The sequence below is a fragment of the Bifidobacterium sp. LH_389 genome (assembly GCF_056357235.1).
The window spans coordinates 17,021-43,426 of the sequence record NZ_JBKEVR010000004.1 but is presented as its reverse complement, the minus strand read 5'-3'; the positions used below and the strand labels follow the sequence as shown (position 1 = coordinate 43,426).

Sequence of the window (26,406 nt, the reverse complement as noted above, 5' to 3'; positions counted from 1 at the left end):
CATTCAGACGTCCCGGCGCTCCAGCATGACCACAGCGGAGGCGATATGACCGTCATGGCTGAGCGAGATGTGCCAGACCGGAGTCATGCCGGTGGCAGGCATGGAATCGGCATCGGCACGGCCGGAGGCATGGGCGGGAGCGGGGGCCTGGGCCTTCTCTGCCGGCCCGCGAAATGAGTCCCGAAGCGCCCGCTCCACGTCCGCACGGAGCGCCACGTGCGGGACGCCGCGGGAGTCGTCGAGGATTTCGATGCCGGACCACGGCAAGTCGTCCAGCGTATAGGGCGCGGGTCTGCCGACTGCGGACAGCGCCTCGCACCAGGCCTTGACCGCAGCCTCCTTGCCGGCCCATTTGGCGGCCAAGTGCACGGCTTCACCGTCACGCTTGGACTGTCCGCGCATGCCGGCCTGACGCAGCTCGCGCGAGGAGAACAGGCTGCGCATGGCCGAGCCCGGTTCGGCGAGCTGAGCCGCGAATGCGGGCACGTCCACCACGTCGTGCCCCAGACCGAGGATCATGGCGGCTCCTTTCTTCAGCGTGCGGCAGGTTCCGGTCCGCGCGGTCACCTATCTGCATAGTGTAAGGGCTGCATAGCGTAGGGTGCACGGACACCCGTCAAGTTGACCGTCAAAGCGAAGTCAAATTTTGACTTTTCCCGATTAACGGGCAAAATCGTTGCAACAAAGCGCGACACTCCATGATGACGCCACATTGAAGTCAAACGTTTGACGTCTTAACTTGGTAAACACAAACCACGAGGGGCACACTCCAACGGCATCAACGACGAGACACAGGGAGGAACGGACATGGTCACCATGAAGCACATCGCCAGACGCGCCGGCGTCTCCATCTCCACCGTCTCCCTAGTGCTCAACGGCCGCGATGCCGGCCGGGTCAGCCCCGTCGTGGCCGAGAGGGTCCGCGACATCGCGTCCGCCCTCGGCTACCACGCCAACCGCCTTGCCAGCGGCCTGCGCACCAGCCGCAGCCGCCTCATCGGCCTGCTCAGCGACGAAGTGGCCACCACCCCGTTCGCCGGCGGACTGATCGAGGGCGCGCAGGACGCCGCACGGGCGCTGGGCTACCTGCTGATCACCGTGAGCGTCGAGGGCAACGCCAAAAGCGCTGACCACGACATCCTCAGCCTGCGCCAGTACGGGGCCGACGGCTTCGTCTACGCGCGCATGTTCAACCAGCGCACGGCCCTGCCGGCGTCGCTGGACGGCTGCAAGGTCGTGGTCGCCAACGCCACGCCCGACCCGGACGGCGCCCCCAGCATCATCCCCGACGAGCACAGCATCGGTTTCAAGGCCACGAGCCACCTGATCGACGCGGGATGCCGGCGCATCGCCTACGTGGGCACCGTCCACAACATGCTCGCGCAGCCGGGCCGCCTGTCCGGCTACATGGACGCCCTCGCGGCCAGCGGCATCGCACTGGATCCGGAGCTCATGATCAACGTCGAATCCGGCACCGACGCCGCGGCGCGCATGCCCGCGTTCTTCGACCGACACCCGGACGTCGACGGATTCTTCTGCTTCAACGACACCCGCGCGTGGAGCATCTACACGGAGGCCATCCGCCGCGGTCTGGTCATCGGCAAGGACATCGCCGTGGTCGGCGTGGACAACCACCAGGTGATCGCCGAGGCGCTGGACCCGCCGCTGTCCACCGTGGAGCTGCCCCACTACGAGATGGGCTACTGGGCGGTCGGCAAGCTCGTCTCGCTGATCGAGGGCGAGGTCGTCGACCCGTTCCCGCGGGCCGGGTATCCGATCGGGCGCGCGCCGCTGCCGCCGCTGGACAGGCACGCCGTCAGGATGGACTGCCAGCTGCGCATCAAGCAGTCCTGGATGAGACCGGGAGGCAAACCGGGCGTCACGCCGCAGGACCGCCCGGCGGAAAGGCCCTAGGCAGCCGAAGCCGACCGTCCGAAACCGAACACCGCGCTTAACCATCGAACTTATTCCACCGCACGGGAGAGAATCGGTCGAACCTCGCATCGAACCGGTTCGATACCCATGCGGCGCCATTCAAGGAAGAACAGAATCAGGGAGGAGCACCATCATGCCTCACACCATCAGGCGAACGGCCGTCAAGGTCCTCGCCGCAGCCCTCGCCGTCACGGGCATCGCCGCGATGTCCGGATGCGGGGAGGCGCAGCGGGCCGCCGCCAAGGCCAACGCCAACGAGATCACCATCTGGACCCACACCGCAGGCAGCGAAGCCGAACTCGCCGGCGTGCAGCAGATCATCGACGACTACAACGCCAGCCCGGACCGGAAGGCCACGGTGAAGATCCAGTCGTTCCCGCAGAGCTCGTACAACGACTCCGTCATCTCGGCGTCGTCCGCGAACAACCTGCCCTGCCTAGTGGACGTGGACCAGCCGAACGCCCCGTACTGGGCGTGGGCCAACATCCTCGCCCCGCTCACCGACCAGGCGCTGCTCAAGCGGTCCGACGACCTCATGCAGTCCGCCAAGGGCACCTGGAACGGCGACCTGTACACCGTGGGCTACTTCGACGCCACGATCGCCCTGTTCGCCCGCAAGGCCGTGCTGAACCGGCTCGGCATCCGCATCGCCACGGTCGACAGGCCGTGGAGCAAGGCCGAGATGGACGACGCGCTCGCCAGGCTCAAGGCCGCCGGCGAATGGACCTACCCGTTCGAGATCGGCACCGCGGACAACAAGAGCGAATGGTACGCCTACGCCTTCGCCCCGATCCTGCAGTCCTTCGGCGGCGACCTCGTGAACCGCAACGGCTACCAGACCGCCGACAGCACGCTCAACGGGACGGACGGTCGCGCGTTCGCCACCTGGATGCGCGACCTCGTGACCCAAGGCTACATCTCCTCCAAGGGCGGCTCCGACACGGCGCTCGACTTCGTGAACAACAAGTCCGCGCTGCTCTACGGCGGCATCTGGTCGATGAGCACGTTCAAGAAATACGCCAAGGACTACGACGACATCGTGGTCATGCCGATGACCGACTTCGGCCACGGCTCGGTGACCGGCGGCGGCTCGTGGACGGTGGGCATGACCCGGTCGTGCGCCAACAAGGAGGCCGCGCAGGACTACATCCGCTTCTCCCTGCAGGACAAGCACATCGCCAACATGGCCAAGGCCGGCATGAACATCCCGACCACCGAGGGCGCGCAGCGGCTCGTGCCCGAATTCTCCGACGGCGGCGACATGCAGATCTTCACCGACATCTCCAAGAGGTACGTGAAGATGCGCCCCGAAACCCCGGCCTACAACTTCATCTCCACCGAATTCCGCAAGACCATCGGCGACATCATGAACGGGGCCGACGTGAACACCTGGCTCGACAAGGCCGTCAACCACATCGACAGCAACATCCAGGGCGCCGACGGCTACCGGAAGAACTGAGAGGAAACCATCATGACCAACGCAACCGCAACGCCCGCACGGGCCAAGTCCACCTCCGAACAACGCCACGAGAACGCCGTGGGCTGGGCCATGCTGCTGCCCGCCTCCCTGCTCCTGCTGCTGTTCATCGGCATCCCGGTGCTGCTCGCCTTCGGTCTGGCCTTCACCAACGCCCGCACGATCAGCCCGAACCCCACCCGGTTCATCGGCCTGTCCAACTTCACCCGACTGTTCTCCGACCCGACGTTCTGGTACGCACTGCGCAACGTGGCCGTCTTCGCCGTGGTGGTGGTGCCGGTCCAGGCCGGGCTCGGCCTGCTGCTCGCCGTGCTCATCAACAAGCAGGTGCGCTCCTCCGTGTTCTTCCGCACGGTCTACTTCCTGCCCGTGGTGACCTCCATGGTGGTCGTCTCCCTGCTGTGGATGTTCATCTACCAGAACGACGGCATGCTCAACCAGGTCCTCTCCAAGCTCACCTTCGGCCACTGGCAGGCCGTGGACTGGCTCAACGACCCGCGCACCGCGATGGGCGCGATCATCGTCATGTCCATCTGGCAGGCCGTGGGCCAGCACATGCTCATCTGGCTGTCCGGCCTGCAGACCATCCCCGGCGAGCTGTACGAAGCCGCCGAACTGGACGGCTGCAGCCAGTGGGAGCAGTTCAGGAACGTGACCTGGCCGTGCCTGCGCGCCACGCGCAACATGATCCTCATCACCATCACGATCTCCGCGATGAGCCTGTTCACCCAGATCAACGTGATGACCCAGGGCGGCCCGCGCGACGCCACCACCACCGTGGTGTTCGAGGCCGTGCGCTCCGGCTTCCAGCAGCAGGAGATGGGCTACGCCTCGGCGATCACGCTCGTGTTCTTCCTGATCATCATGGTCATCACCGGCATCCAGCGCCACCTGACCCGCGACAAGTGACATGGCGCCCAACGTCAAGAAAGAACGTCAAGGAAACGTCAAGGAAAAAGGATTTTTACGATGAGCAACGCAACCGCAACCGCCGCGCATGACCAGCGCGCGGCGAAGGAGGCCCGCAAGGTCACCTACAAGCACAACCGCCTGTCCGTGGGAGGATGGATCGTCCGCATCCTGTTCGCATGCCTGTTCGCCTTCCCGCTGATCTTCATGGTGGTCAGCTCGTTCAAGCCCGACGACGAAATCATGGCTGAACTGGGATCCCTCAAGGCGTTCCTGCCGGTCGGCCACGTCTCGCTGGACAACTACGTGCAGGTCTTCAGCCGCGTGCCGGCCGCTACCTTCCTCATGAACTCGGTGATCATCACGGTGGTGACCGTGGTGCTGGGCGTGTTCGTCAACTCGATGGCCGCCTTCGCCATCCAGCGCCTCGATGTCAAGGGCAAGAAGGTGATCTTCACCTTCATCCTGGCCACGCTCATGGTGCCGTTCGAGACGTACGCCATTCCGCTGCTGTGGTGGGTCAACATGCTGCCGCGCCCGATGGTGGATCAGTTCGGCCTGTACTTCGCCCGCGGATGGATGGATACGCTGCCCGTGCAGATCGTGCCGTTCATCGCCAACGCCTTCTCCATCTACCTGTACATGCAGTACTTCGAGACGATCCCGAAGGACCTCGACGAAGCCGCCCGCGTGGACGGCGCCGGATGGTTCCGCATCTACGCGCGCATCATCATGCCGCTGTCCGGCCCCGCCACCGCCACCGTGGTGATCCTGAGCTTCCTGCCGATGTGGAACCAGTACGTCTGGCCGCTCATGGCCGTGCAGTCCGAGAACCTGCGCCCGGTGATGATCGGCGTGCAGTACTTCCAGCAGATGACCACCTCGTGGGGCCAGATCATGGCGTACAGCTCGCTGATCACGGTGCCGATCATCATCGTGTTCGTCATCTTCCAGAAGCAGTTCGTCAGCTCCATCGCCTCCTCGGGCGTCAAGGGCTGAAAGCACAAAGGAAGCCCTGTGGGCTTCCGACTGCTTTCAGCCTGAGCCGCCACCACGGCGGCGAAGGCCGCACTGAGCCTCGCCGAAAGGCGAGACCCCAATTGCAGGGCCGAAGGCGAAAGCCAACAACACCGAGCCCTGTGGGCTTCCGACTGCTTTCAGCCTGAGCCGCCACCACGGCGGCGAAGGTCGAACCCGGGCCTCGCCGAAAGGCGAGACCTCCACGCCCCAACCACATACTTGCCGGGTGAGCGCTTTTTCTTTCCCCTTATGCACTCATCCGGCATCCCCATACCTCCACTTCCTCACCCCATCCAGCAAGGAGCACCAATGACCACGGACTTCAACAACGCCGTCATCGCCGCGGACGGCTACACCGCATTCGAGGCGTTCGCCGCCCACACGGGCGATCCGGACCGGGACGGCGTGCTGCGCCTGACCCCGGCGGATCCGAACGCGGAACCCGTCACGGCACGTCTGGGCGCCGCCGAGCGCCGCGGACGACTGACGCTGCCGATCGACCCGGACGAACGCTACGCGATCCACTGCGACGGGCTGGACCTCGGCATCGCATACCTCACCGGCGGCAGCGATCTCATCGACCGGGGCATCCGCATCGTCACCCCGGACACGCGCGGCGACGGCCACCGCCCCACGGCACACTTCGAGCCGTCCCAGCATTGGATGAACGATCCGAACGGACTGTGCCGCTTCCAGGGGCGCTACCACATGTTCTACCAGTTCAACCCGTACGGCTGGGACTGGGACAGCATGCACTGGGGCCATGCAGTCAGCCGCGACATGGTGCACTGGACCGATCTGCCGGTGGTCCTGCTGCCGCAGCCCGACCTGACGCGCGACCCGTCGCTGTCCGGCGGCGCATTCTCCGGTTCGGCCGTCGCCGTGGACGAGAACTGCAGGATCGTTCCCGGCGACGGGGCGACAGCGATCCGTATCTTCCTGACCCGTCACTGGGAGCGCCGCGGCGACGCCTCCTCCGTGGTCGAGACGCAGACCACGGCCGAAAGCACGGACGGTCTGGTCTTCGGACCGGAAACCACGGTGATCCGCCGGCCCGTCGAGGACATGGGCCTGGACTTCCGCGACCCGAAGATCGACGACACGGTGCTCGACGGCACTGCATTCGAAGGCACGCCCACCATCGTGGTGGCCACCAACCTGCCGTCCGGTCAGGCGCCCGCGATCGGCGATGCCGGCTCCGCGCCCCGCCCCGAAGGCACGTACTGGTACGGCGACGGCGCCTTCGCCGCGGCCGGCGAACAGACCCCCGATCCGACCCGCACGCCGGCGCTGGCACTGTTTCGCGCCTCCGACGGCGATCTGAACCGGGCGTCCTGGCGGTACATGGGCCCGCTGCTGTTCGAGACCGGGCTGCCCGAGACCTACACCTACGAGTGCCCGGACGCGTTCTCGCTGGACGGCACGGCCGTGGCGGTCGGTTCGATGATGAAGCTGCACGACGAGACCGGGCGCTTCCAGCCGATCCGCTGGTACACGGGCGCGATCGACGACGCGGACGGCACGCCGCGCCTGAGCGTGCGGAACACCGGATGGTGCGACTTCGGCTCCTGCTATTACGCGGTGCAGTCGTTCCGGGACCGTCATGCGAACGAGGACGGCACGGCCGTGGACCGCCGGATCGCGATCGGCTGGCTGTGCGACTGGTTCGGGGTGCGCATCGAACGCGCCGACCGCGCCAACGGTGCGATGAGCCTGCCGCGCGAGCTGCATGTGAGAGACGGCAGGCTCGTCTCCCGGCCGATCGGCGAAGTCTACGACCTGCTGGTCGGCGAGCGGCTTGCGGACGTGCGTAGCGCCGCGTCCGCGTCCGAAACCGGCACGATCGCGGTCGAGGCGCCGCACGGCTCGTACTACGCGGACATCCGGCCCGAAGCCGGTTCGCGGTTCTCGGCCACGCTGGCGACCGGGCACCGCACCCGGCAGGACGGTACCGCGGTCGAGGCGGCGCTGAGACTCTCCTGCGACGGCAAGGCCGTGCATCTGACGACGGAAGGCCTGCCCACGGACGGATTCGACTACGTGTCCGCAACCGACGGGGTCCGCCGCGTGGAAGTGTTCTACGATCACGGCGTGGCAGAGGTGTTCGTCAACGACGGCGAGGATGCGGGCGCAATCCTGTTCGACTGCGACGAGGCGGACGAGCCGGACTTCGCCGCCGGTTTCGCCATTGCCGGGCTCTCCGGCAACGCCGACGTGCGCGAACTGCGCTCCGCCCGCTGATCCGTTCCGTCCAAACTTTCCAATCCGCACGGCCACAAACGCAAACTGGAAAGTTTGACCGCGAAAACGCCCTTCTGAGGGGCCGTTTCGCGGTCAAACTTTCCAGTTTGCGGATTGCAAGCCGCGCGGGCGGTGGGCGTCAGGCTTCGAAGAAGCCGGATTCGCCGAGGCGAGCAAGGGCTGAGCCGTAAAGCGGGCAGTCCAGTGGACTGCCCGTAGGCGAAGCGAGCGGGGCACGCCACCGGTGCCCCGCGAGGGAATCCTGACGCGAGCCGAACGAATCAGGCTTCGAAGAAGCCGGATTCGCCGAGGCGAGCGTCAGGATTCAGCAGCATGGCCTTCTCCACCTCGTGCGCGTTGTAGCGCGAGCCGTCCGCGAGCTTGGTGCCGTCCTCGCGGAAACGGCGGCCCTCGATCGGCTCGTAGAGTGCGGCGCGGCCCATCATGCCTTCCTCGAGGCGGCGCTGGCCGGCGGCGAGACGGTCGTTCGCGCGCTCGCGCCAGGCCTGCAGCGCATCCTCGCCCGCGGTGTGGGCTACGGCCGCTTCGAAGGCACCGGGGTTGACCACCGCGACGAAGCCGGACACGTGTCCGAAGCCGAGCGACGTGGCAAGTCCTGCCTTGACCGCACCCGCGCCGACGTGCAGCGGCGTGCGCAGCCAGACCATGTGGTCGTCGCGGGAGAGCTTCGGGTCCACGCAGTCGAGCGATGCGTTGGCCGGGATGACGCCGGAGGCGAACAACTGGGTGAGGCCGTTGATCTGGAAGATCGCGGCGCCGCCCTTCGCGTGGCCGGTGAGGGTCTTCTGCGAGACGACGAACAGCGGGTTGCCGTCCGTGCGGCCGATCGCATGGGCCAGCGTGTTGTGCAGCTCGGACTCGTTGGGGTCGTTGGCGTTGGTGGACGTGTCATGCTTGGAGACCACGGCGATGTCGTCCGGGGTGACGCCGAGGCGGGCAAGGTCGCGCACGAGCTTCGAGTCGCGCCCGCCCATGCCGGCGGCGAGGGCGCCGAGGCCCGGGGCCGGGATGGACGTGTGGGCGCCGTCCGCGAAGCTGTGCACGTAGCCGATCACGCCGGCGACCGGCAGACCGAGCTTCAGCGCGATGTCACCGCGGGTCAGCAGGATCGTGCCGCCGCCTTGGGATTCCACGAAGCCACCGCGGCGACGGTCGTTCGCACGGGAGAAGAACCGCGCGTCGATGCCTTTGCCGTACATTTCCGCGGAGTTGGCGGTGGCGTTCATGTTGCCGAAGCCGATCACGGATTCCACGCCGATGTCGTCGATCGCACCGGTGACCACGAAGTCGGCCTTGCCGAGGGCGATCTTGTCGAAGCCCTCCTCGAGCGAGACCGCGGCGGTGGCGCAGGCGGAGACCGGCTGGACCATGTTGCCGTAGCCGCCGATGTACGACTGCATGACGTGCGCAGCCACCACGTTCGGCAGTGCCTCCTGGAGGATGTCGGTAGGGATCTCGTGGTTGAGGAACCGGTCGAGGTACAGCTTACGCATGGAGCGCATGCCGCCGAAGCCGGTGCCCTGCGTGCTGGCGACGAGCGAGGGGTGGATGGATTGGAGGATCTCCGCGGGCGTGATGCCGGCGGCGAGGTAGGCGTCCACGGTGGTGACGATGTTCCACAGCGCGATCTCGTCCACGTCGCCCACCATGGAGGCGGGGATGCCCCACTTGACCGGGTCGAAGCCCTTGGGGAACTGGCCGCCGACCGTGCGGGTCATGGTGGCGCGGCGGGGCACGCGGATCATGGAGCCGGCGTGGCGGACGACGGTCCATTCGCCGGATTCCTCGTCGCGTTCGACGGACGTGTGGGCCTCGTCGAGCTTGACGTATTCGCGGGCCACGTCCTCGCTGGGCACGGTGAAGGTGACGTCGTGGTCCAGATAGACCTCGGCCTCCTCCTCGTCCGCGCCGTCCTTGTAGTCGCCGCCCATGCCCTCGTCGAAGGGACGGATGCCGGAGCGGGCCACGACCTCGTCGTGGTAGCGTTCGGCGATGTCCTCCTCGGGCACAAGATTGCCGTCCGTGTCGTACCAGCCGGGCTTGGGGCTGTCCTGCCAAGTGAGCAGGCCCATGTTCCAGGCGAGTTCGAGCACCGCGCCGGCGGACAGATCGACCGTGCCGTCCGGATGGATGCCCAGTTCGGCCTCGAAGCGCGTGCGGCCGGAGCCCCACGGGCCCAGCTCGCCCACGGATACGATGACGATCTCGTCCTCGGGCCGCGCGGTCACGGACTTCCAGTCGTCCAGATTCACCCCCGGCTGGTGAGGAACGTGAGGTGTGGGCAGCGCCTTGATCCGCTGCCCACAGGGCGCGTCGAGCGAAGAGTCCAGTGGACTCTTCGTAGCGCCATCCTTATCCTGCGTGTTCCCGTTCCCGCTCGCGGCCCCCGTCGCGGCGGACAGAGCCTTGGCGGAACCACGCTCGGCCGCATCCTCCTGCGCTTCCTTCCTCAGCGCACGGATGTCGATCGGCTCATTGCCCAGGCCTCCGGTCAGATCCACGTCGAGCGGCGCCTTGACGGCGTCCGCACGGGCGGACACGGTGCACAGGTCGAGCAGTTTGCCGGCGATGTCCGCAGTGGAGTACGTGTGGATGCCGTGGCGTTCCACGACGGCGACGAGCGGGTCGTTGCCGCCCATGAGACCGGTACCGCGCACCCAGCCGATCTTCGGGTGGGCGAAGGTGACGCGGGACGACCAGTTGCGCTCGGCGCGGGCGCGGTTGACGATCGCGTCGAAGGCGGACTTGACCTCGCCGTAGGCGCCGTCGCCGCCAAACACGCCGCGGTTCGGGGAGCCGGGCAGCACCACGTGAAGCCTGTGCTGCACGTCGGTGTCCGCGCCGATGGCGGCCAGTGCGGCGATCGCACGCTCCACGCCCCAGAGCATGAGGCGCGCCTGCGATTCGAACAGCTGGCCAGAGTCGGCGAGCGTGCCGTGCACCGGCGGGGCGGCGAACGGGAAGAACAGGCTCGGCTCATAGGCGGGCTTGAGGATGGTGGTGGTGGCCCCGTTGACCTTCTTCTGTACGTTGCCCACCCAGGCGGCGAGCGCGTCCACGTCGCGGTAGCTGGACAGGTTGGCGGGCACGAGCCACAGTTTGGCCTCGCCGGCCGCGTGCTCGCGGTAGACGCGCTTGGCCCATGCCTTGACGGACGGGCGGAAGCTGTGCGAGGTGGCGATCACGGTCGCTCCCCCGGCCAGCAGGCCGCACACGACCTCGCCGGCAATGGAGTTGGCGGATACGCCGGTCACCACGGCCACCTCGCCGGCGAAGCGGCTGGCGGCGGGATCGTCCGCAGCGGATTCGAGCGCTTCCGCGGCCACGCGGGCGAAGGCGGAGGACAGGTCCGGATCCGCGTCGGTGCCTGCAGCGGAGGCGGTCTTCGCGGCGTACCACTGCGCTTCCGCAGCGACGGCCTTGCCGAGGCCCAGGAACGAACCGTCGAGTTCGGCCGTGTTGCGCCCGTAGAACGCGCGGGCCAGATCCTCGCGGGCAGAGGCCCAGCGGTCGTCGAACAGGATGGTCTTGTTGGCGTCGAAGCGGGGTTCGACCTGCTTGGGCCAGTCGGAGCCGAGCTCGGCGTCCACGGCGGCCACCACGGCGGCGTTCTCGTCCTCGCCGGGCTCGACGGCCGGCTCGTTCAGGCCGAGTTCGCGCAGCACGTAGCGCGCGGTGGCGGCGAGCACGCCGTCCTTGCCGGTGACCTTCTCGGCGAAGGCGTCGAGTGCGGCGGAGTCGACCACCGCACCGCCCGCGCCCGCACCGGAGGAGGGCTTGGAGACGGCCACGCCCTTGGTCTGGCCGACCAGCGCGACCGCGTCGTCGATGAGCTTGTCCGCGCCGGCCGCGTTGGCCACGGCTCCGGTGGGCAGCTTGGCGAGGTCGCCGCCGCGCGAGCTGGCGCCCTCGCGGGTGTCGAGCAGGAGCGCGGCGGTGACGGCGGCCACCCAGCCTTCGCCGAGCTGCCACACGCCGGTCACGCGTTCGCGGATGTGCGCGGGCTTGACGCCGGCCGCTCCGAACAGGGCGCGCAGACGGTCACGCACCGCCTCGGAGAGCACCGGGCCGAACGGCTTGTAGTTCGGTGCCACCTTGTTGACGAGCTGGGCGAGTTGCACGAGCGTCGCCTCGGCGGCACCGTCCACGCTGGCCACGCCGAGCTCGGAGCTGATGTCCATGAGCAGCTGGTTGCGGCGGGAGGACACGCCGTTGGTGAGCGTGTCGGTGGTGTCGTTTGCGCCGATCTGGTCGAGACGCACCTTGGCGGAGTAGGCCATGAGCACGCCGATCGCGTCGGATGCCTTGAAGGGCAGATCGTCCACGGGGCCGGCGGGCGCGGAGCCGAGTTCGGCGACGGCGGAGCCGGGGGCTGCGGCGGCCGGCGCGGGCTGGGCGGCGGGGGCCGGAGTCGAGGCAACGGCGGGAGCGGCGGCGGGCTGGGCAGGTGCGGCGGCTGCGCCGCCGGAGCGGACGCTGTCACGTCCGCCTGTCGGCTCAGCCACGGATTCGGACTCGCTCACCAGCGAGTCCGAATCCGTCATGTAGACGCGGCCCTCGTCGCGGCCCACGTTGTACACGGTCACATGGCGGTGCTTGAAGTCGGGCAGGCGCAGGGTCTTGGAACCGAGGTTGGCGAGCGTCGGCGCGTTGCCGAGACCCACCTCCACGTACTCCTCCACACCGAGTCCGCCGCGGGATTCGTCGCCGAAGAGCAGTGCCTGCGTTTCGATCCAGCGCACCGGGGAGGCGAACTGCCAGGAGAGCAGTTCGGTCAGGAGCAGACGGCCGAGCTTCTGGTCGTCCGCTGCGTAGGAATCCCACACGGACTGGTTCTCGAGCGCCTCACGGATGCGTTCGGAAGGCACCACGTCGAGGATCTTCGCCGCGAACTCGCGGGTCATCTCGAACGGGGCAGCCACGAGGTTCGGAATGTAGCGGCCCACCAGACGGCCCCGGTAGTCGATGTGCTTGGGCAGCAGGGCGTCGAGCTTGTCGCGGAACTCCGGCACGCCCTTGCGCAACAGCGTGGAGTGGAACGGCACGTCGATGCCGGGCACGAGCATGAACGCCGGCTTGCCGCCAGCCTCCTTGGCACGGCGGTTCGCGTCCGCCTGCAACGCCTTGAGGCCCGCGATCGTACCGGCCACGGCATACTGGGCGCCCGCAAGGTTGTAGTTGACGATCTGCAGGAACTCGCCGCTCGCCTTGGCCACGGACTCCACGTACGCCTTGACGTCACGGTCGCCCACGCCGAACTGGTTGGGCCTGAGGGCGCCCATGCGGTAGTTGGAACGGCCCTGCGCGTCGCGCTCGATGAGGTGGTGCATGGTGGATCCGCGGTGGAACACGAGTTCGAGCACGGTCTCCAGCGGAATGATGCCGGCGAAGGAGCTCAGCGCGTTGTATTCGCCCAGCGAATGGCCGGCGAAGTAGGCGGGCCAGATGTCGCTGCCGGCCTCGCGCAGGCGTGCGGTCTGGGCGAACGCCACGGTGGAGAGCGCCACCTGCGTGAACTGCGTGAGGTTGAGCAGTCCTTCCGGATGGCGGTAGGTGACGCCGTTAGCGGTGAGTTCCTTGGGGTTGTCGCGCACGACGGCGAGGATCGAGAACCCGAGCTTGGAGCGAGTGAGCCGGTCGGCGCGCTCCCACACCTCGCGGGCGGCGGGCGACTTGGCGCGTTCGTCGAGCACCATGCCCTGCTTCTGGATGCCTTGGCCGGGGTAGACGAACGCGGACTTGGGTGCGCGCACCACGGCGGTGCCGCGGGAGACGAGCTGGCCGGCGATGCGGCAGGTGACTTCCAGCACCATGCCGCCGTGGCGCACCTTGCCCACGCGTTCCACGCTGATCTCGACCTTGTCGTTCAGCTGGACCATGCCGTACATGTTGTACGTCCAGCCGGCGATCTCGTAGTGGGCGCCCTTGCCGTCCGTGGCCTGGGCGGCGTGCTGGGCGGTGGCGGACAGCCACATGCCGTGCACGAGCGGGGCGGACAGTCCGCTCACGGCGGCGCCGCGCACGGAAGTGTGGATCGGGTTGAAATCGCCGGAGGTGCGGGCGAACGCGGTCATGTTCTCCGGGGCGGTGACGGTGACGCGGCGCAGCAGGCGGCGCGGGGTGGGCAGCACGTCCGCCTCGATGCCGCCGTATTCGGGGGCGTCCGCGGGCAGTGCGTCCGAGTAGGCGCGGCCGCGGATGGCGAAGCGCTCGGTCTCGCGGGCGAGCACGGTGCCGTCCTGCACGGCGTGGATCACGTGGATGGTGACCACGCGGCCGGATGCGGATTCCGCGTAGTCCTCGGCCCAGCCGGTGAGGCTGACTTGCTCTCCTACGTGCTTGAGAAGTTCGCTTTCGGGTTCCTCGAGCGCGATGAGGTGGTCCAGATGGACGGCGTTGAGCAGACCTTCGATGATCGGGAAGCCGTTGACGGTCACGGAGCCGAGGGCCGCGTAGATGGCGGGCCATGCGGGGCCGACGAGCGCGTCCGGGGCGATGCGCGAGGGCACGAGGCTGGCGGGCAGTGCGCCGCCGGTGGCCGCCTCGTGGTCGAAGCCGAGGTTCGCGGCAAGGGTGTAGCCGGCGTGCACGGTACCGAACGGACGATCGCCGTCCTTGCCGGCGGCGGACGTGTCCACCTCGGGCATGGCCTCGATCCGATCGCCGGTGATGGCGGTGTTGCCCACGCCCGCGGTGGCGGCAAGCATGGCGTACACGTGTTCGGGCAGGGTTTCGCGGTCCACGACCGGTGCAAGGCCGGGCTCGGTGCCGCGCACCAGCAGCGGGATGACGATGTCGCGCACGGCGTGCTTGGTCAGCCCGCCGTCCGGATCGTTGTCCCAGTAGGTGTCCAGATGGATGTCGAGGTCGAACAGGTCACCGCGGGGCGTGCGCTCCACGTGGCGGATTTCGTAGGCCGTGTCGCCGTCCGGCGTGCCGTAGGCGGGGTTGGCCATGAGGTGGCCGACCCAGGAGATGTTCGGGCTGCGGCGGATGAACGCCTCTGCGTCGGATGCGGTGCCCAGCGTGGCGAACGCCTCGGCGGACTGCGCAGGCTCGGCCGACTCGGTTTGCGCGGCACCGGCCACGCGCTCCACCATCGCATGCTCGAAGCGGCCCAGAATGTCCGCAATCGGCTCATCCACCGTAGTGATGCCGGCCACGGAGATCGGGCCGGGGATCACGCGCACGGAATCCGCGGAATAGCGCGGATCCTCGGACTGCCACAGCTGGTCCTGACCCCACCAGCGCAGTAGGTCGTTGTCAATGACCGGCACGAACGGCATAGGCTTGGGGTATTCGCGCACGAGCACGGGGAACCAGGCCACGTCGGCCGGCACCACCTTGAGCTCGCCGGCGGCCGGGTACGCCTTGGCGAGGCGGTCGATCGCGGCGGATGGGTCGGCTTCCACGTCCGCGCGGCCGGAGAACAGGGAGGAGAACTCGCCGGACTCCTGATCGCGCACGCGGGCCTCGATGCGCTGCAGCAGGTGCAGGAACCGGTCCGCGTAGGTCGGGTCCACCCACGGGAAGGCCAGTGCGGCGAAGCGGCGGGCCCAGTCGAGGTACGTCATGGAGGCGAGGTCTCCGAAGTACGGCTTGGCGGTGGCGTCAAGCGCCTCGATGATCTCCTCGCGGCGGGACTCCAGTTCCTCCGGATGCTTCATGACGCGCACGAGCAGACGGCCGCAGCGGGCGGAGGCGTTCTCCACCTCGTAGATGTCCGCGTGCAGGTGGCTCAGGCCGGAGGCGACGCCGCCCACGGACTTGCCGGACGGCACCCAACGTTCGCCGATCGGCGCGAACGGATCGCTGTCCGCCGCGGACGGATCGATGCCCGGGGTTTCGACGAGCATGCGCTTGACCTGAGGGCTGGTGTGCGCCTCCTTGGCGGTCATAGCCGCGGTGCCCACGAGCACGCCGTCGACCGGCATGGCGGGCAGGCCGTAGGCGAGCGACCAGGAACCGGTGACATAGTCGGCGCCGCGTTCCGGGGTGCCGATGCCGCCGCCGGCCACGAGCACCAGATTCGGCTGCTCGCGCACCTCGGCGTACGTGGAGGTGAGCAGATCATCCAACGACTCCCAGCTGTGGTGGCCGCCGGCCGCACCGCCCTCCACCTCAACGATCACTTTCGCCGGGGCGACGGCCTTGGCGATGCGCACCACTGCACGGATCTGCTCCACGGTTCCGGGCTTGAAGCACACGTACGGGAAGCCATCCGCGTTGAGCCGGTGCACCAACTCCACGGCCTCGTCCTGCTCGGGGATGCCGGCGGAGACGATCACGCCGTCGATCGGGGCGCCGGACGCACGCTTCTTCGGCACGATGCGCTGCGAGCCGAACTGGAGGTTCCACAGGTAGCGGTCCATGAACATGGCGTTGAACTCGACCGTGCGGCCCTCCTCGAGCTCCTTCTCGAGCCCGGCCACGTGACGGTCGAACACCTCGGCGGTCACCTGGCCGCCGCCGGCGAGCTCGGCCCAGTAGCCGGCGTTGGCGGCCGCAGCCACGATCTCCGGCTCCACGGTGGTGGGCGTCATGCCGGCGAGCAGCACCGGGGGCTTTCCCGTCAGATCGCTGAACGCGGTGACCACCTTGTTTCCGGCGGGCGTCCTGACCACGCGCGGGGCGAAGCGCGCCCAGTTCTGCGCGCGGGACGGCTCGCCCTCCAGCGTGGACAGCGCGGCGCGTGCGGCCGTGGTGGAGGCGTCCACCACACCCACGCCTGTGCCCTGCGCCACGGTGGCGAGCAGCTTGCCGACAATCGTGCCGGGGCCGAAGTCCACCACCCACAGCGTGGCCGGATCGACGGATTGCATGGTTTCGCGCACACGGGCCGCCCAGTCCACGTGGTTGAGCAGCACCTCGTTCGCCAGTTCGCGCGCGTGCTCGGCGTCGATGCCGCACGCCTCGGCCCATGCGACGGTCTGTTCGACGGCATCCGCCATGAGCGGCGAGTGGAACGGCAGCGTCACGTCCAGATATTCGAGCGTGGGGTTGAACACGCGCCCGCCGCGCACCTTCTCCTCGCGCAGCTTGGCTCCACGGGCGTGTTCCTTGCCAGTCTCCACCTCGAAGGCGCCCAGATCCTCCGGGTAGCCGGAGAGCACGTAGTGGCTGGCGGAGTTGGTGACGGCGATGGCGATGGGTCCGCGCGGATTGACCACGCGGGAGATCAGCGCGTTCACCTGCCCCAGCGTGGCGTTCTTCACGCTGAGCATGGGGGTGGCTTCGCCGGAGCGCGAATGCAGGGCGAGCATGCGCGCCTGACGGGTGCCGGCCACGCCGATGAGCGTGGCGATGGCGAGGATCTCGTCGATCGCGCCGGCCGCGGCCTCGAAGGATCCGGCCCGGCGCACGGCCTGCACCATGTGCACCGCAAGGATGCCCTGCGAGTGGCCGAGCACGGCGAGCGGTTCGGCGGATGCCACGTCGTAGCCGAGGCCGCGGGCGTCGAGCAGGGCGCCGAGCTGGGCGAGCGCGATGCCGGGCACGCTGGCGGGGGCGTCTGCCGCGGCGCCGAGGCGGGCCGGGTTCGGCTCGAAGCCGAACAGGTCCACGGGCCGGCCGGTGGTGGCAAGCAGGTCAGCGGCCACCGGGGTGAGGATGCGGCGGGCCTCGGCGGCGTGGGCGCGCAGGGTCGCGTCCAGCGTCGGGTCGGCGGTTTCGTCCGCGAGCGCGACCGGCCACGGGGTGGACTGGCCGGCGAAGGCCAGCGCGTGCGGCTGGCCGGCGAGACGGGTGAGGAAGAATGCGTCTGTCATGGTGTTCCTTGTATTCCTTGTGTTCTACTGGTTGCGTGCTTCAGAAAAATCGAGTACGTGGGTTGTGGGGAGGGCGGGGGCGGGGCGACGGCGTGCTACAGCGGCTGGTTGCCGTGGTGCTTGCCGGTGCGGCGCACGCGGCGTTTGCCGGCCAGGAGCCGCAGCGACTCCTCGATCACCTCGCGCGTCTGCTCCGGGTCGATCATCGCGTCGATCTCGCCCATCTCCAGCGAAAGGTTCGCGTTGACGGTGGTGCGCTCGTAGTCGTCGGCCAGCTGCCGGCGCAGCGCATCCACGTCCTTGCCGGCCTCCTTGGCCTTGAGCAGGTCCTTGCGGTGGATGATGTTCACCGCGCCGGTCGCGCCGAGCACGGCGATCTGCGAGGTGGGCCACGCGAAGTTCATGTCCGCACCGATCGCCTTGGAGCCCATCACGATGTACGCGCCGCCGAACGCCTTGCGCAGCACCACGGTGACCATGGGCACCTGCGCGTTGGCGTACGCGTAGATCACCTTGGCGCCGCGGCGGATGATGCCCGCATGCTCCTGATCGGACCCGGGCTTGTAGCCGGGCACGTCCACCAGGGTGACGACCGGCAGGTTGAACGCGTCGCACAGGCGCACGAACCGGGCCACCTTCTCGGAGGAGTCCACGTCGAGGATGCCGGCGCGCACGTTCGGCTGGTTGGCCACCACGCCCACCGGGTGACCGTCGATGCATGCGAAGCCCACCACCGCGGAGGCGCCGAACAGTTCCTGCACCTGCACGAACTCGCCGTAGTCCACGATCGCGCGAATCACCTCGAGCATGTCGTAGGGCTGGCGGTCGTTGTCCGGCACTATGGAGGCGAGCCTCTTGGCGGCCTCGCGCTCGGTGCGGCCCGAGCCGAACGCGTAGACGGGCGGCTGCTCGTCGCTGTTGGACGGCAGGTAGGCGAGCACGGTACGCGCGTAGTCGATGGCGTCCGCCTCGTCCTGCGCCAGATAGTGCGCCACGCCGGAGACCGCGTTGTGCACGTACCCGCCGCCGAGCTCGTCCATGCTGATCGTCTCGCCGGTGGCGGCCTTGACCACGTCCGGCCCGGTGACGAACATGTTCGAATGCTCGCGGGTCATGATGATGAGGTCCGTCAGCGCCGGGCAGTAGACCGCGCCGCCCGCGCAGGGGCCGAGGATGAGCGAGATCTGCGGGATGAAGCCGCTCGCCTCGCAGGTCTTGCGGAAGATGCGCCCATACTGCGTGAGCGCGGCCACGCCCTCCTGGATGCGCGCGCCGCCGGAGTCCACGATCGCCACGACCGGCACCTTGAGGCTCAGCGCCACGTCCATGAGGTGGCAGATCTTCGCGCCCTCCGCCGTGCCGAGCGTGCCGCCCTTGACGGAGAAGTCCTGCGCGTACACGCCCACCTTGCGTCCGTAGATCTCGCCGAATCCGGTGATAACCGCGCTGCCGGCCACACCGGCGTTGATGTTGCCGCCGGCGAAGCGGCCGATCTCCTCGAACGTGCCGGTGTCGAACAGGAGGTCGAGCCGTTCGCGCGCGGTGTGTTTGCCTTTGGCGTGCTGGCGGGTGCGGGCGTGCTCCTCGGCGTCGCGGGCGAGCTGGGCGGCGCGCACCACGGCCTGACGCAGCGGCTGGCGCTGCGATGCGGAGGCCACCGGAGATGCGGAGGCCTGACCGGGGCCTGCGGCGGAGGCGGTCCTGCCCGCGTCCGCGAGCGCATGCTGCGTGGCCGGGGCGCTGATGATGTCCGTCATGACTGCTCCTTCCCTGCCGCTGCCGGGCCGGGGGCGGCTGTCTGACCGGGCTTGGCGGCGGCATTCACGTCCAGCGTGACGAGCGTCGCCCCGGCCTCCACGCCGTCTCCCGGGGACACGAAGATCTTGGTGACCGTGCCCCGGACGGGGGCGTACACGTAGTTCTCCATCTTCATGGATTCGAGCACCACCAGCAGGTCGCCCTTGGCTACCTGCTCGCCCTCCGCCACGGGAATGCGCGTGACCACCGCCTGCATGGGCGAGGCGATCACGCCTGACTTCGACTCGTCCGCGCGTCGGACCGCCGGGTCCGCACCGTGCAACCCGGAACCGCGCAACGGCTGCGTGGGCCTGCGCTCGCCGCCGTGCTGGAAGCGCGGGGAACCGGTCAAGCTGTCCACGATCTCCTGCGGCACGGTGAGCTTGACGCGGCGGTCGTCCACCTCGATCACGAACGTCTCCGTGACGGGGCGCTCCTGCTCGGCGGACGGGGCGGCGAGCGAGGCCGGCTGGCCGGTGTTCACGGCCTGCGGCTCGCGGTTGAGGTACGTGCGCTCCAACCACTTGGTGCTCACGTCGAACGGATGACCGCGCTCGGCGGTGAAGCACGGGTCCGCGAAGATCTTCGCGTACAGGTTGGCCGGGGTGGGCACGCCCTCCACCGTCAGCTCGCGCAGGGCGCGGCGCACGCGGGCCACGGCGGCCTCGCGGTTCTGTGCGGTGACGACGAGCTTGCCCATCATGGAATCGAACTTCGGGGAAACCGTGTCCCCCTCCTCGACGCCGGAATCGACGCGGATGCCCGGGCCGGACGGCCATACGAGCCGGGTGAGCGTGCCGGAGCTCGGCGTAAGGTTCGTGGCCGGATCCTCGCACGTGATCCTCAGCTCGAAGCTGTGGCCGCGCGGGGCGGGCGCCTCGGTGAGCTCGCCGCCGTCCGCGATGGTGAGCTGCTCGCGCACCAGGTCCAGCCCGGACACCTCCTCGCTGACGGTGTGCTCCACCTGCAGACGCGGATTGACCTCCAGGAAGTACACCTTGCCGGCCGGGGTGACCATGAACTCGCAGGTGCCGAGACCTACGTAGTCCACCTCCTCGAACAGGTGGCGCGAGTAGCCGACGAGCCGACGCAGCGTGTCTCCGTCGAGGAACGGGGCAGGGGCCTCCTCGATGAGCTTCTGGTTGCGCCGCTGCACCGTGCAGTCGCGCGTGGAGTACACGGTGAAGTTGCCGTGACTGTCGCGGCCCGACTGGGTCTCCACATGGCGTGAGCGGTCGATGAACTTCTCGATGAAGTACTCGTTGAGGTCGCCGCCCTGCAGTGCATCGTGGTTGAGGTAGAAGCCGCGCATCTCGTCGTCGTTGCGCACCACGGTGATGCCGTGGCCTCCGCCACCGTCCGTGCGTTTCATCATGATCGGGTAGCCGTGCGTGTGCGCGAAGTCGAGCAGCGTGCGGATGTCCTTCACCGGTTCCGCAATGCCGGGGATCGACGGCACCTTGGCGCGGGCGGCCACATGCTTGGCGCTGATCTTGTCCCCCAGCGCCGTGAGCGCCTGCGGGGCCGGTCCCACCCATATCGCGCCGGCCTCCTGCACCTTGCGGGCGAAGTCCGCCACCTCGGAGAGGAACCCGTAGCCGGGGTGCACGGCGTCCGCGCCCGAGCGGTGCAGGATGTCGATGAGGAGATCCTCGTTCAGATACGTGTCGCGGTACGTGTCGCCGGGGAGCAGATAGGCTTCGTCGGCCATCTGCACGTATTGGGCGTCACGGTCCTGATCGGCGTAGACGGCCACGGTGGCGATACCCATCTCCTGGGCCGTGCGCACCACGCGCAACGCGATCTCGCCGCGATTGGCGACCAGCAGTTTCTTCATGCGTTCCTTTCCTGTTGCCCTTGCGTGTGCCGGGACTGTTATGCGTGCCGGGTTTGCCCATCCAGCACGCCCACGTCCCCGGTATGCACCACGCGCTCCCGGCCCGTGTCGTCCCTCACGACTAGCGAGGCATCGGATCCGAGGCGTTCCGCCGTGCCGTGCAGCACGGAACCGTCCACGGTCCGCGCCTCGACCGGGCGACCGAGCGTCCAGCACAGCGGGACCATGCGGTCGTACAGGTCGCGGGCGGCGACCCGTCGCGCGGCGTTTTGCGAGGCGGCGGACTGCGGAACGGCGGACTGCGGAGCCGCCAGAGCGGTGAGCTCGCGACGCAGGGCCACGGCGATGCCTTCGCCGATCAGATCGCGCAGCTCGTCGAAGCCGGGCAGCGGGCCGTAGTGCAGCTGCAGCGAGGTGGCGAGGTCCGTGGGCAGGCGATCGGCGGGAATGCCGAGGTTCAGGCCGATGCCGACGATGAAGGCGACCATGTTCGCTGCGGCGGCGTTCCCTGCTCCGGCATCTTCCGCGCCGGTATCTTCCGCTCCATCCGGCACGGCTGAACGGCCGGGAACGGCGGTCCGGAGAAACCCGTCGGCGGCGGGAGCGGCGAGCGAGCCAATCCGTGCGGTACGTGCGGATTCGCCGGGCCGCCCGAGGCTACCGGGCAACGGCAACTCGGCCGCCTCGGTCAGGATGCCGCCCAGTTTCTCGCCCTTCTCACCGTGCCGGTCATTCTCGCCGTCCTCATGGCCGGCGCCCGGGCCACGGTCCGGGCTGACGACGAACACATCGTTCGGCCACTTGAGCCTCACGGCCGTGCCGTCCTCCAGCGCATGCGCACCCGTCCGATGCAACGCGGTCGTCACGCCTTCCGCGGCAGCCACGCCCGCAGCCATGGTCAGCCAGCCGGAGAATTCGCCAAACACCAGATCTCGCGGCAACACCGCCAGAAACGACATGACGAACGATTCGCCCGGGCGTGCGGTCCACGAGCGCCCCAACCGCCCGTGGCCGCCCACCTGAGCCTGTGCGGCGAGCGCGCCGACCGCGACGCCTCCCCGCATGCCTTCCCCCTGTTCCGTCCCAGCCCAATTCATTGCCGACTGAGCCGATGCCTGAGCCGCAAGGCCCGTCACGAACGGGTCCGCGGCAAGGCAGCGGCGGCGCAGCTCCGCGTTGGTGGAATCCACCTCGGCGAGCGCGTCGAAGGCATCGACGGCCTGCGCGGTACGCGGCATGGCAGGGACGAAAACGGTCATGTTCTCAACCTAGACCGGGCCCGGCAAGACGGTCATGGCGGGGTCCGACAAAAACAGCGCTTCGGTTTTGTGGATTCCCACAAACGCCTCCGTAGCCGTGCCGGCCCTACGATGGACCGTAACCTTCGCGGGCACGCCCGTAGCGTACACCGTGCCGGCCATGAAGGCTGCACACCGCGGGGCCTTCTGCCCGGTGCCGCCTGTAGCGCCCCAGCGTCTGCACACCAGCGCTTGTGCATCCAGCGCTTTGGCGTCTCATAGAAAGGAAACCATCATGTCCGTCAATCGCAACCGCACCGTCGAGGCGGTTCCCGCATCGGCCGCCGCAACTTCCGCTGCCGCCACCGTAGCGCGTGATGCCGCCGAACGCCCGGCATTCATCCGCGCCCTGGCTCCCGCAGGCCGCGTGGCGCTGTTCGCCGTGCTGCTGTGGGGTGCGGCGGCCGCAGGTCAGATTCCGATTCCCGGCACGCCAGTGCCGATCACGCTGCAGACCTTCGTGGTCATGCTGGCCGCGCTGACCCTGAACTGGCGCGAGGCCGGCGCCGCCGTCGCCGTGTATCTGGCCGCCGGCGCAGCGGGACTGCCGGTGTTCGCGGGCGGCGCTTCCACGGCCGCGCTGCTCGGCCCGAGCGCTGGCTTCCTCATCGGCTTCCTGCCGGGCGTGGTAGCCACCGCACTGCTCAAGGGGCGGGCCACGGCTCCCGCTTCCGGCCGTGCAACCAAGCACCGGGCACTGGCCGTTGTGCTTCGGCTCGTCCGCCTGTTCGCCGCAGCTCTGGTCGGCTGCGTGGGCGTGGTGTATGCGTTCGGCTTCATCGTCCAGTCCGCGTTCACCGGCGTCCCGCTCGCGACTGTCGCACTGGCATCCATGGGATTCGTGGCCGGGGACGTGGTCAAGGCCGTCGTGGCGACCTTGGTTGCCGCCGGCGTGGCCCGTCTGGCGGCCCGTCGCTGAATTTCCGGTTCACACGATGGTTTTCAATTCATCGTGTGAACCGGATTTTTTGTTCGTTTTCCCGCGCCGCCGTCGGTATCAAGCCATTCTGCGCCCGTACCGATGTGCGAACGTGTTCGTTTGCCGGTTCACACGTTTTCAGCGATGCCATCGTGTGAACCGGTTTTGTCGTTATACTCATACTCTGTGAGTCCATGGGTACCTTGGGGAGGCAATAACAGACCGTCCGACGGCGTCAAGTCCGCCGGGGATCCCTCCGTGCCCGTTTCCCGGGATCGCATCGCCGCCAAGGCGCCCGAACCGGCAAGCATTCCGGGCAGCCAGCTTGCCGGTCGTTCCTCCGCCCGCTTCAAACCGGTCTCCCGAACGGACATTCGCCCGCAGCTGCCCAATGATGTGTGGATCGTGGTGGACAAGGCCGAGCAACGGCTCGACCGGGATCTGCCGTGGTATCAGGCGTTGAACCCGGCCGACCGGGACCAGCTCAACCTCATCATCGAAACCGCCGTGGCCGATTTCATCGCATGGCTCGCCGCGAACGGCCCATCCTCCACACGCAAGACCGGCACGCCGCCATCCACCGACCATATCTTCTTCGTGGCGCCGCTGGAATTCGCCAAGGCCATCAGCCTCAAGCAGGCGCTCGACGTCACCCGGCTCATCGTGGACATTCTGGAGCGCAACGTGGGCAAATTCGCCCGGCGCGGCCGCGAGGAGGCCACGCGCATGGCCATGCTCTACTATGCGCGCGAGGTGGCGTTCTCCGCCGCCAACGTGTATGCCTCCGCCGCAGAGGCGCGCACCGACTGGGACGCCCGGCTGGAGGCGCTGGCCATTGAGGATCTGGCCGCCGGGGACACCGGTCACCATGTTTCCGGCAGGCTCACCATGCTCGGCTGGCCCGTCGAGTACGACTGCTTCGCCGTCGTCGGCACGCTTGCGCTGGATGACGGCCGCGGCGGCGACGCCGACAGTCGGGACGGTGGCCAGAGCGGCGCGCAGAACGAGCCCGGCGCAATCCATGCCGTCCGTCTGCAGCGACACATCCGTTCCGCCGTGCAAGGACTGGGCGGCGAGTGCCTGATCGGCCGGAACGAGGGGTTGACTGTCGTGCTGGTCAATCCGCGCGGCGGCGAGCCGGAGGACTTCTGCGCGGCGATCGACGACGATTTCTCCCACAGCCGCCCGCTGTGTCTGGGACCGCTGCGCCACGGTATCGAGGGTGCGGCCACGACGGTGCGCGCGGCGATCGGTACCATGGACGTGGCGCCCGCCGTGACCGACATGCATCGGCCGCTGCGGGCGGACGACGTACTGCCCGAACGTGCGCTGTTCGGCGACGAGGATGCCCGCGAGGAGCTGTACCGCAGCGTGTATCTTTCCCTGCGCGGGCCCAACAATGGCAACGGCAACGGTGGAAATGGCAGCGGCTCGGCGGGCGACAGCAGCACAGGCAACGGCAGCGGGAACGCGGGAAACGTATCCGAAGGCAATCCCCTGCTCGCCACGGTCTCCACGTTCCTGCTGTCCGGCAGTTCCCTGGAGGTCACCGCCCGCGAACTCAACGTGCACCCGAACACCGTGCGCTACCGGCTCAAGCGGTCCGTGGAAATGACCGGCTGGGACCCGATGACCCCGCGCGAGGCCTACGTGCTGCTTACCGCCATCAAGATCGGCCGCATCATGGATGCGCGGCGTCCACGCTAGCAGTTCGAGAGAGTGCTCGTATTATCATTAGAGACGATCATAGATTCTGATCGGGGAACGGGGATGAATGTGGACACGCGTAGACCGGAGGATTCCCTGTGCTGCAATTCCAATTCAACGATGACAATCAGGGACTTCCACGGACTCGCCGTTGACGAGACGCCGGTCTTTGCCAACGAGGTAGCTGCCGAGATCAAGGCCAAGCTGCATCTCACTTATGACTGACTGCCTTTATGCACAGGGCCAACTGCTCACCCTTATCAGAAGAGCGGCACGAGGCAGGCTGCGGCCATCGGACTGCTCGCCGTTCCGCCATGAATCGGACATTTGGGAGCTCCGATTCATTTATTGGAAAGGAGGGGACGGTAGCACTGCGCTCGACGAGCAGTTCCGTCTTTTCTATTCGGAACAGGCAGAGCGATTGCCTGTCTTCGTTGCCTTGCGGTTCGTATGGAAGGACACTCACAACAGCGGCAACAGGAAACTGCACGATGCGGCCGAAAGGAAAATGAACGACGTCAGCGAAGATGCGGCTCGTCTGCTACGGGAATATGCGGATATACAATGGGGACATACAAAGATGCAAGATGGCAAGCATGGGCAAGTTGCATGTCGGTTTTGCCTGCAGGATAAAACCGTTTTCGGCGCTGACGAGGGGAGGCAGTGATGGAACGATTGACGGAAAAGGAACGCATGGAGTTGTCCGCCCGCAATGAAGATGTGTGGCAGGATTTCTGGGATTCCGTCGTTAACGAACGCCTCGCCCACGTGGACGTCGAAAAAGCAAAGCGGTTTCTTGGTCTCGACAACTCGGCACTGGCGGAGTTGGAAAGCTACTATGGCAACCCGACCATCGACCAGATCAAACGGTATCTGTTTCTGATCGGGCATTCGCTGAAGATGGAGCATGCCCCGTTTGAGGATCGGAAAACTGTCAGCATGACCTTCGAGAACATGACCGATGGCATGGCCAATATGGACGACATGCTGTATGGCGGAAGCGCGTGGTCTTCGGCCCATCCCTTGGAGATGGGACATGCCAATGTGTGACATTGCGGCACAATTGGTTGAGCTAAGCGGCAAGATATCAGGAAAGGTTAAACCCGATTCTGCCATTCAGGCCAAGGTACAGCTCCAAGCCAAAGCTCAATCACCGAATCGGGTCCACGTCCAGCTCAGGGTAGGATGTTTCCCCGAGGAAGACCAGCAGCATCCTTACGCGGTTTTCATTTGCTCATACGAGTTGGATGCAGGTGCCCGCACACTTACCAAATTCGATGCCATGACAGCGGCTTGGCCACTCTTGCGCACCTCACTGGTCAATCACAGCCGACTGCTCAATGTGCAGGGTCTGGATGTGCTGCCGGTGCTGCCGCCCAAGGACCAACTCCTGCAGGAGAGCGAATAGGAGCGCAATGCCCAGAGTTATGCGGTGGATTTGCCAAAAAGTGTAGACCGTTATACACTAACGGAGCATA

General features: G+C 67.6%; 13 protein-coding genes and 4 pseudogenes. 11 read left to right on the top strand and 6 right to left on the bottom strand.

The window, feature by feature from the left end; genetic code table 11:
• Nucleotides 1-3: 3 nt before the first annotated feature.
• The gene (locus tag AC1AZA_RS05775) at nucleotides 4-519 is read right to left on the bottom strand and encodes a holo-ACP synthase (protein ID WP_476513867.1); all 516 of its coding nucleotides are present in this window, start codon (nucleotides 517-519) and stop codon (nucleotides 4-6) included.
• A 288-nt stretch (nucleotides 520-807) separates the two neighbouring features.
• On the opposite strand from AC1AZA_RS05775, the gene AC1AZA_RS05770 reads away from it, so the two are divergent.
• From AC1AZA_RS05770 to AC1AZA_RS05750, 5 genes are all read left to right on the top strand, one after another.
• Nucleotides 808-1,914: a LacI family DNA-binding transcriptional regulator gene (locus AC1AZA_RS05770; protein ID WP_476513793.1), complete on the top strand. Its 1,107-nt coding sequence runs from the start codon at nucleotides 808-810 to the stop codon at nucleotides 1,912-1,914.
• A gap of 154 nt (nucleotides 1,915-2,068) precedes the next feature.
• Complete coding sequence (locus AC1AZA_RS05765) at nucleotides 2,069-3,394, top strand: sugar ABC transporter substrate-binding protein (protein ID WP_476513792.1); 1,326 nt, start codon at nucleotides 2,069-2,071, stop codon at nucleotides 3,392-3,394.
• 12 nt (nucleotides 3,395-3,406) lie between these two features.
• Nucleotides 3,407-4,321: a carbohydrate ABC transporter permease gene (locus tag AC1AZA_RS05760; protein ID WP_476513791.1), complete on the top strand. Its 915-nt coding sequence runs from the start codon at nucleotides 3,407-3,409 to the stop codon at nucleotides 4,319-4,321.
• 60 nt (nucleotides 4,322-4,381) lie between these two features.
• Complete coding sequence (locus tag AC1AZA_RS05755; protein WP_476513790.1) at nucleotides 4,382-5,320, top strand: carbohydrate ABC transporter permease; 939 nt, start codon at nucleotides 4,382-4,384, stop codon at nucleotides 5,318-5,320.
• A 330-nt stretch (nucleotides 5,321-5,650) separates the two neighbouring features.
• Nucleotides 5,651-7,582 (top strand): glycoside hydrolase family protein, encoded by a 1,932-nt coding sequence (locus AC1AZA_RS05750; protein ID WP_476513789.1) that lies wholly within the window; start codon nucleotides 5,651-5,653, stop codon nucleotides 7,580-7,582.
• Between the two features lie 281 nt (nucleotides 7,583-7,863).
• On the opposite strand, the pseudogene AC1AZA_RS05745 reads toward AC1AZA_RS05750, so the two are convergent.
• The 5 genes and pseudogenes from AC1AZA_RS05745 to AC1AZA_RS05725 all read right to left on the bottom strand — a co-directional run.
• A pseudogene (locus tag AC1AZA_RS05745) lies at nucleotides 7,864-13,728 on the bottom strand (acyltransferase domain-containing protein); the annotation flags it as partial.
• A gap of 618 nt (nucleotides 13,729-14,346) precedes the next feature.
• A pseudogene (locus tag AC1AZA_RS05740) lies at nucleotides 14,347-17,370 on the bottom strand (fatty acid synthase subunit beta domain-containing protein); the annotation flags it as partial.
• A gap of 95 nt (nucleotides 17,371-17,465) precedes the next feature.
• Nucleotides 17,466-19,127 (bottom strand): acyl-CoA carboxylase subunit beta, encoded by a 1,662-nt coding sequence (locus AC1AZA_RS05735; RefSeq protein WP_476513788.1) that lies wholly within the window; start codon nucleotides 19,125-19,127, stop codon nucleotides 17,466-17,468.
• Complete coding sequence (locus AC1AZA_RS05730) at nucleotides 19,124-21,004, bottom strand: acetyl/propionyl/methylcrotonyl-CoA carboxylase subunit alpha (protein WP_476513787.1); 1,881 nt, start codon at nucleotides 21,002-21,004, stop codon at nucleotides 19,124-19,126. The genes AC1AZA_RS05735 and AC1AZA_RS05730 overlap by 4 nt, the downstream gene beginning before the upstream one ends.
• A 38-nt stretch (nucleotides 21,005-21,042) precedes the next feature.
• Complete coding sequence (locus AC1AZA_RS05725; protein ID WP_476513786.1) at nucleotides 21,043-22,263, bottom strand: biotin--[acetyl-CoA-carboxylase] ligase; 1,221 nt, start codon at nucleotides 22,261-22,263, stop codon at nucleotides 21,043-21,045.
• Between the two features lie 274 nt (nucleotides 22,264-22,537).
• Here AC1AZA_RS05725 and AC1AZA_RS05720 point away from each other — a divergent pair, with 274 nt between their 5' ends.
• From AC1AZA_RS05720 to AC1AZA_RS05695, 6 genes and pseudogenes are all read left to right on the top strand, one after another.
• Nucleotides 22,538-23,221 carry a biotin transporter BioY gene (locus AC1AZA_RS05720; protein ID WP_476513785.1) on the top strand — a complete coding sequence of 228 codons (684 nt, stop codon included), beginning with the start codon at nucleotides 22,538-22,540 and terminating at the stop codon, nucleotides 23,219-23,221.
• Between the two features lie 102 nt (nucleotides 23,222-23,323).
• Nucleotides 23,324-24,472: pseudogene (locus AC1AZA_RS05715) on the top strand (hypothetical protein); the annotation flags it as partial.
• Nucleotides 24,473-24,520: 48 nt separating this feature from the next.
• Nucleotides 24,521-24,928, top strand: a pseudogene (locus AC1AZA_RS05710) (helix-turn-helix domain-containing protein); the annotation flags it as partial.
• A 508-nt stretch (nucleotides 24,929-25,436) separates the two neighbouring features.
• Nucleotides 25,437-25,595, top strand: coding sequence for a hypothetical protein (locus AC1AZA_RS05705; protein WP_476513784.1), 159 nt, complete (start codon nucleotides 25,437-25,439; stop codon nucleotides 25,593-25,595).
• Nucleotides 25,595-25,978, top strand: a complete 384-nt coding sequence (locus AC1AZA_RS05700) for a hypothetical protein (protein WP_476513783.1) — start codon at nucleotides 25,595-25,597, stop codon at nucleotides 25,976-25,978. The genes AC1AZA_RS05705 and AC1AZA_RS05700 overlap by 1 nt, the downstream gene beginning before the upstream one ends.
• A complete protein-coding gene (locus AC1AZA_RS05695; RefSeq protein WP_476513782.1) occupies nucleotides 25,971-26,336 on the top strand; it encodes a hypothetical protein in 366 nt (121 codons plus the stop codon). Before AC1AZA_RS05700 ends, AC1AZA_RS05695 begins: the two co-directional genes overlap by 8 nt.
• Nucleotides 26,337-26,406: the final 70 nt, after the last annotated feature.

Bases quoted from the DNA above. Each gene is read 5' to 3' on its own strand.
- AC1AZA_RS05775 (WP_476513867.1), bottom strand. From the start codon at position 519: ATGATCCTCGGTCTGGGGCACGACGTGGTGGACGTGCCCGCATTCGCG.
- AC1AZA_RS05770 (WP_476513793.1), top strand. From the start codon at position 808: ATGGTCACCATGAAGCACATCGCCAGACGCGCCGGCGTCTCCATCTCC.
- AC1AZA_RS05765 (WP_476513792.1), top strand. From the start codon at position 2,069: ATGCCTCACACCATCAGGCGAACGGCCGTCAAGGTCCTCGCCGCAGCC.
- AC1AZA_RS05760 (WP_476513791.1), top strand. From the start codon at position 3,407: ATGACCAACGCAACCGCAACGCCCGCACGGGCCAAGTCCACCTCCGAA.
- AC1AZA_RS05755 (WP_476513790.1), top strand. From the start codon at position 4,382: ATGAGCAACGCAACCGCAACCGCCGCGCATGACCAGCGCGCGGCGAAG.
- AC1AZA_RS05750 (WP_476513789.1), top strand. From the start codon at position 5,651: ATGACCACGGACTTCAACAACGCCGTCATCGCCGCGGACGGCTACACC.
- AC1AZA_RS05735 (WP_476513788.1), bottom strand. From the start codon at position 19,127: ATGACGGACATCATCAGCGCCCCGGCCACGCAGCATGCGCTCGCGGAC.
- AC1AZA_RS05730 (WP_476513787.1), bottom strand. From the start codon at position 21,004: ATGAAGAAACTGCTGGTCGCCAATCGCGGCGAGATCGCGTTGCGCGTG.
- AC1AZA_RS05725 (WP_476513786.1), bottom strand. From the start codon at position 22,263: ATGACCGTTTTCGTCCCTGCCATGCCGCGTACCGCGCAGGCCGTCGAT.
- AC1AZA_RS05720 (WP_476513785.1), top strand. From the start codon at position 22,538: ATGTCCGTCAATCGCAACCGCACCGTCGAGGCGGTTCCCGCATCGGCC.
- AC1AZA_RS05705 (WP_476513784.1), top strand. From the start codon at position 25,437: ATGAACGACGTCAGCGAAGATGCGGCTCGTCTGCTACGGGAATATGCG.
- AC1AZA_RS05700 (WP_476513783.1), top strand. From the start codon at position 25,595: ATGGAACGATTGACGGAAAAGGAACGCATGGAGTTGTCCGCCCGCAAT.
- AC1AZA_RS05695 (WP_476513782.1), top strand. From the start codon at position 25,971: ATGTGTGACATTGCGGCACAATTGGTTGAGCTAAGCGGCAAGATATCA.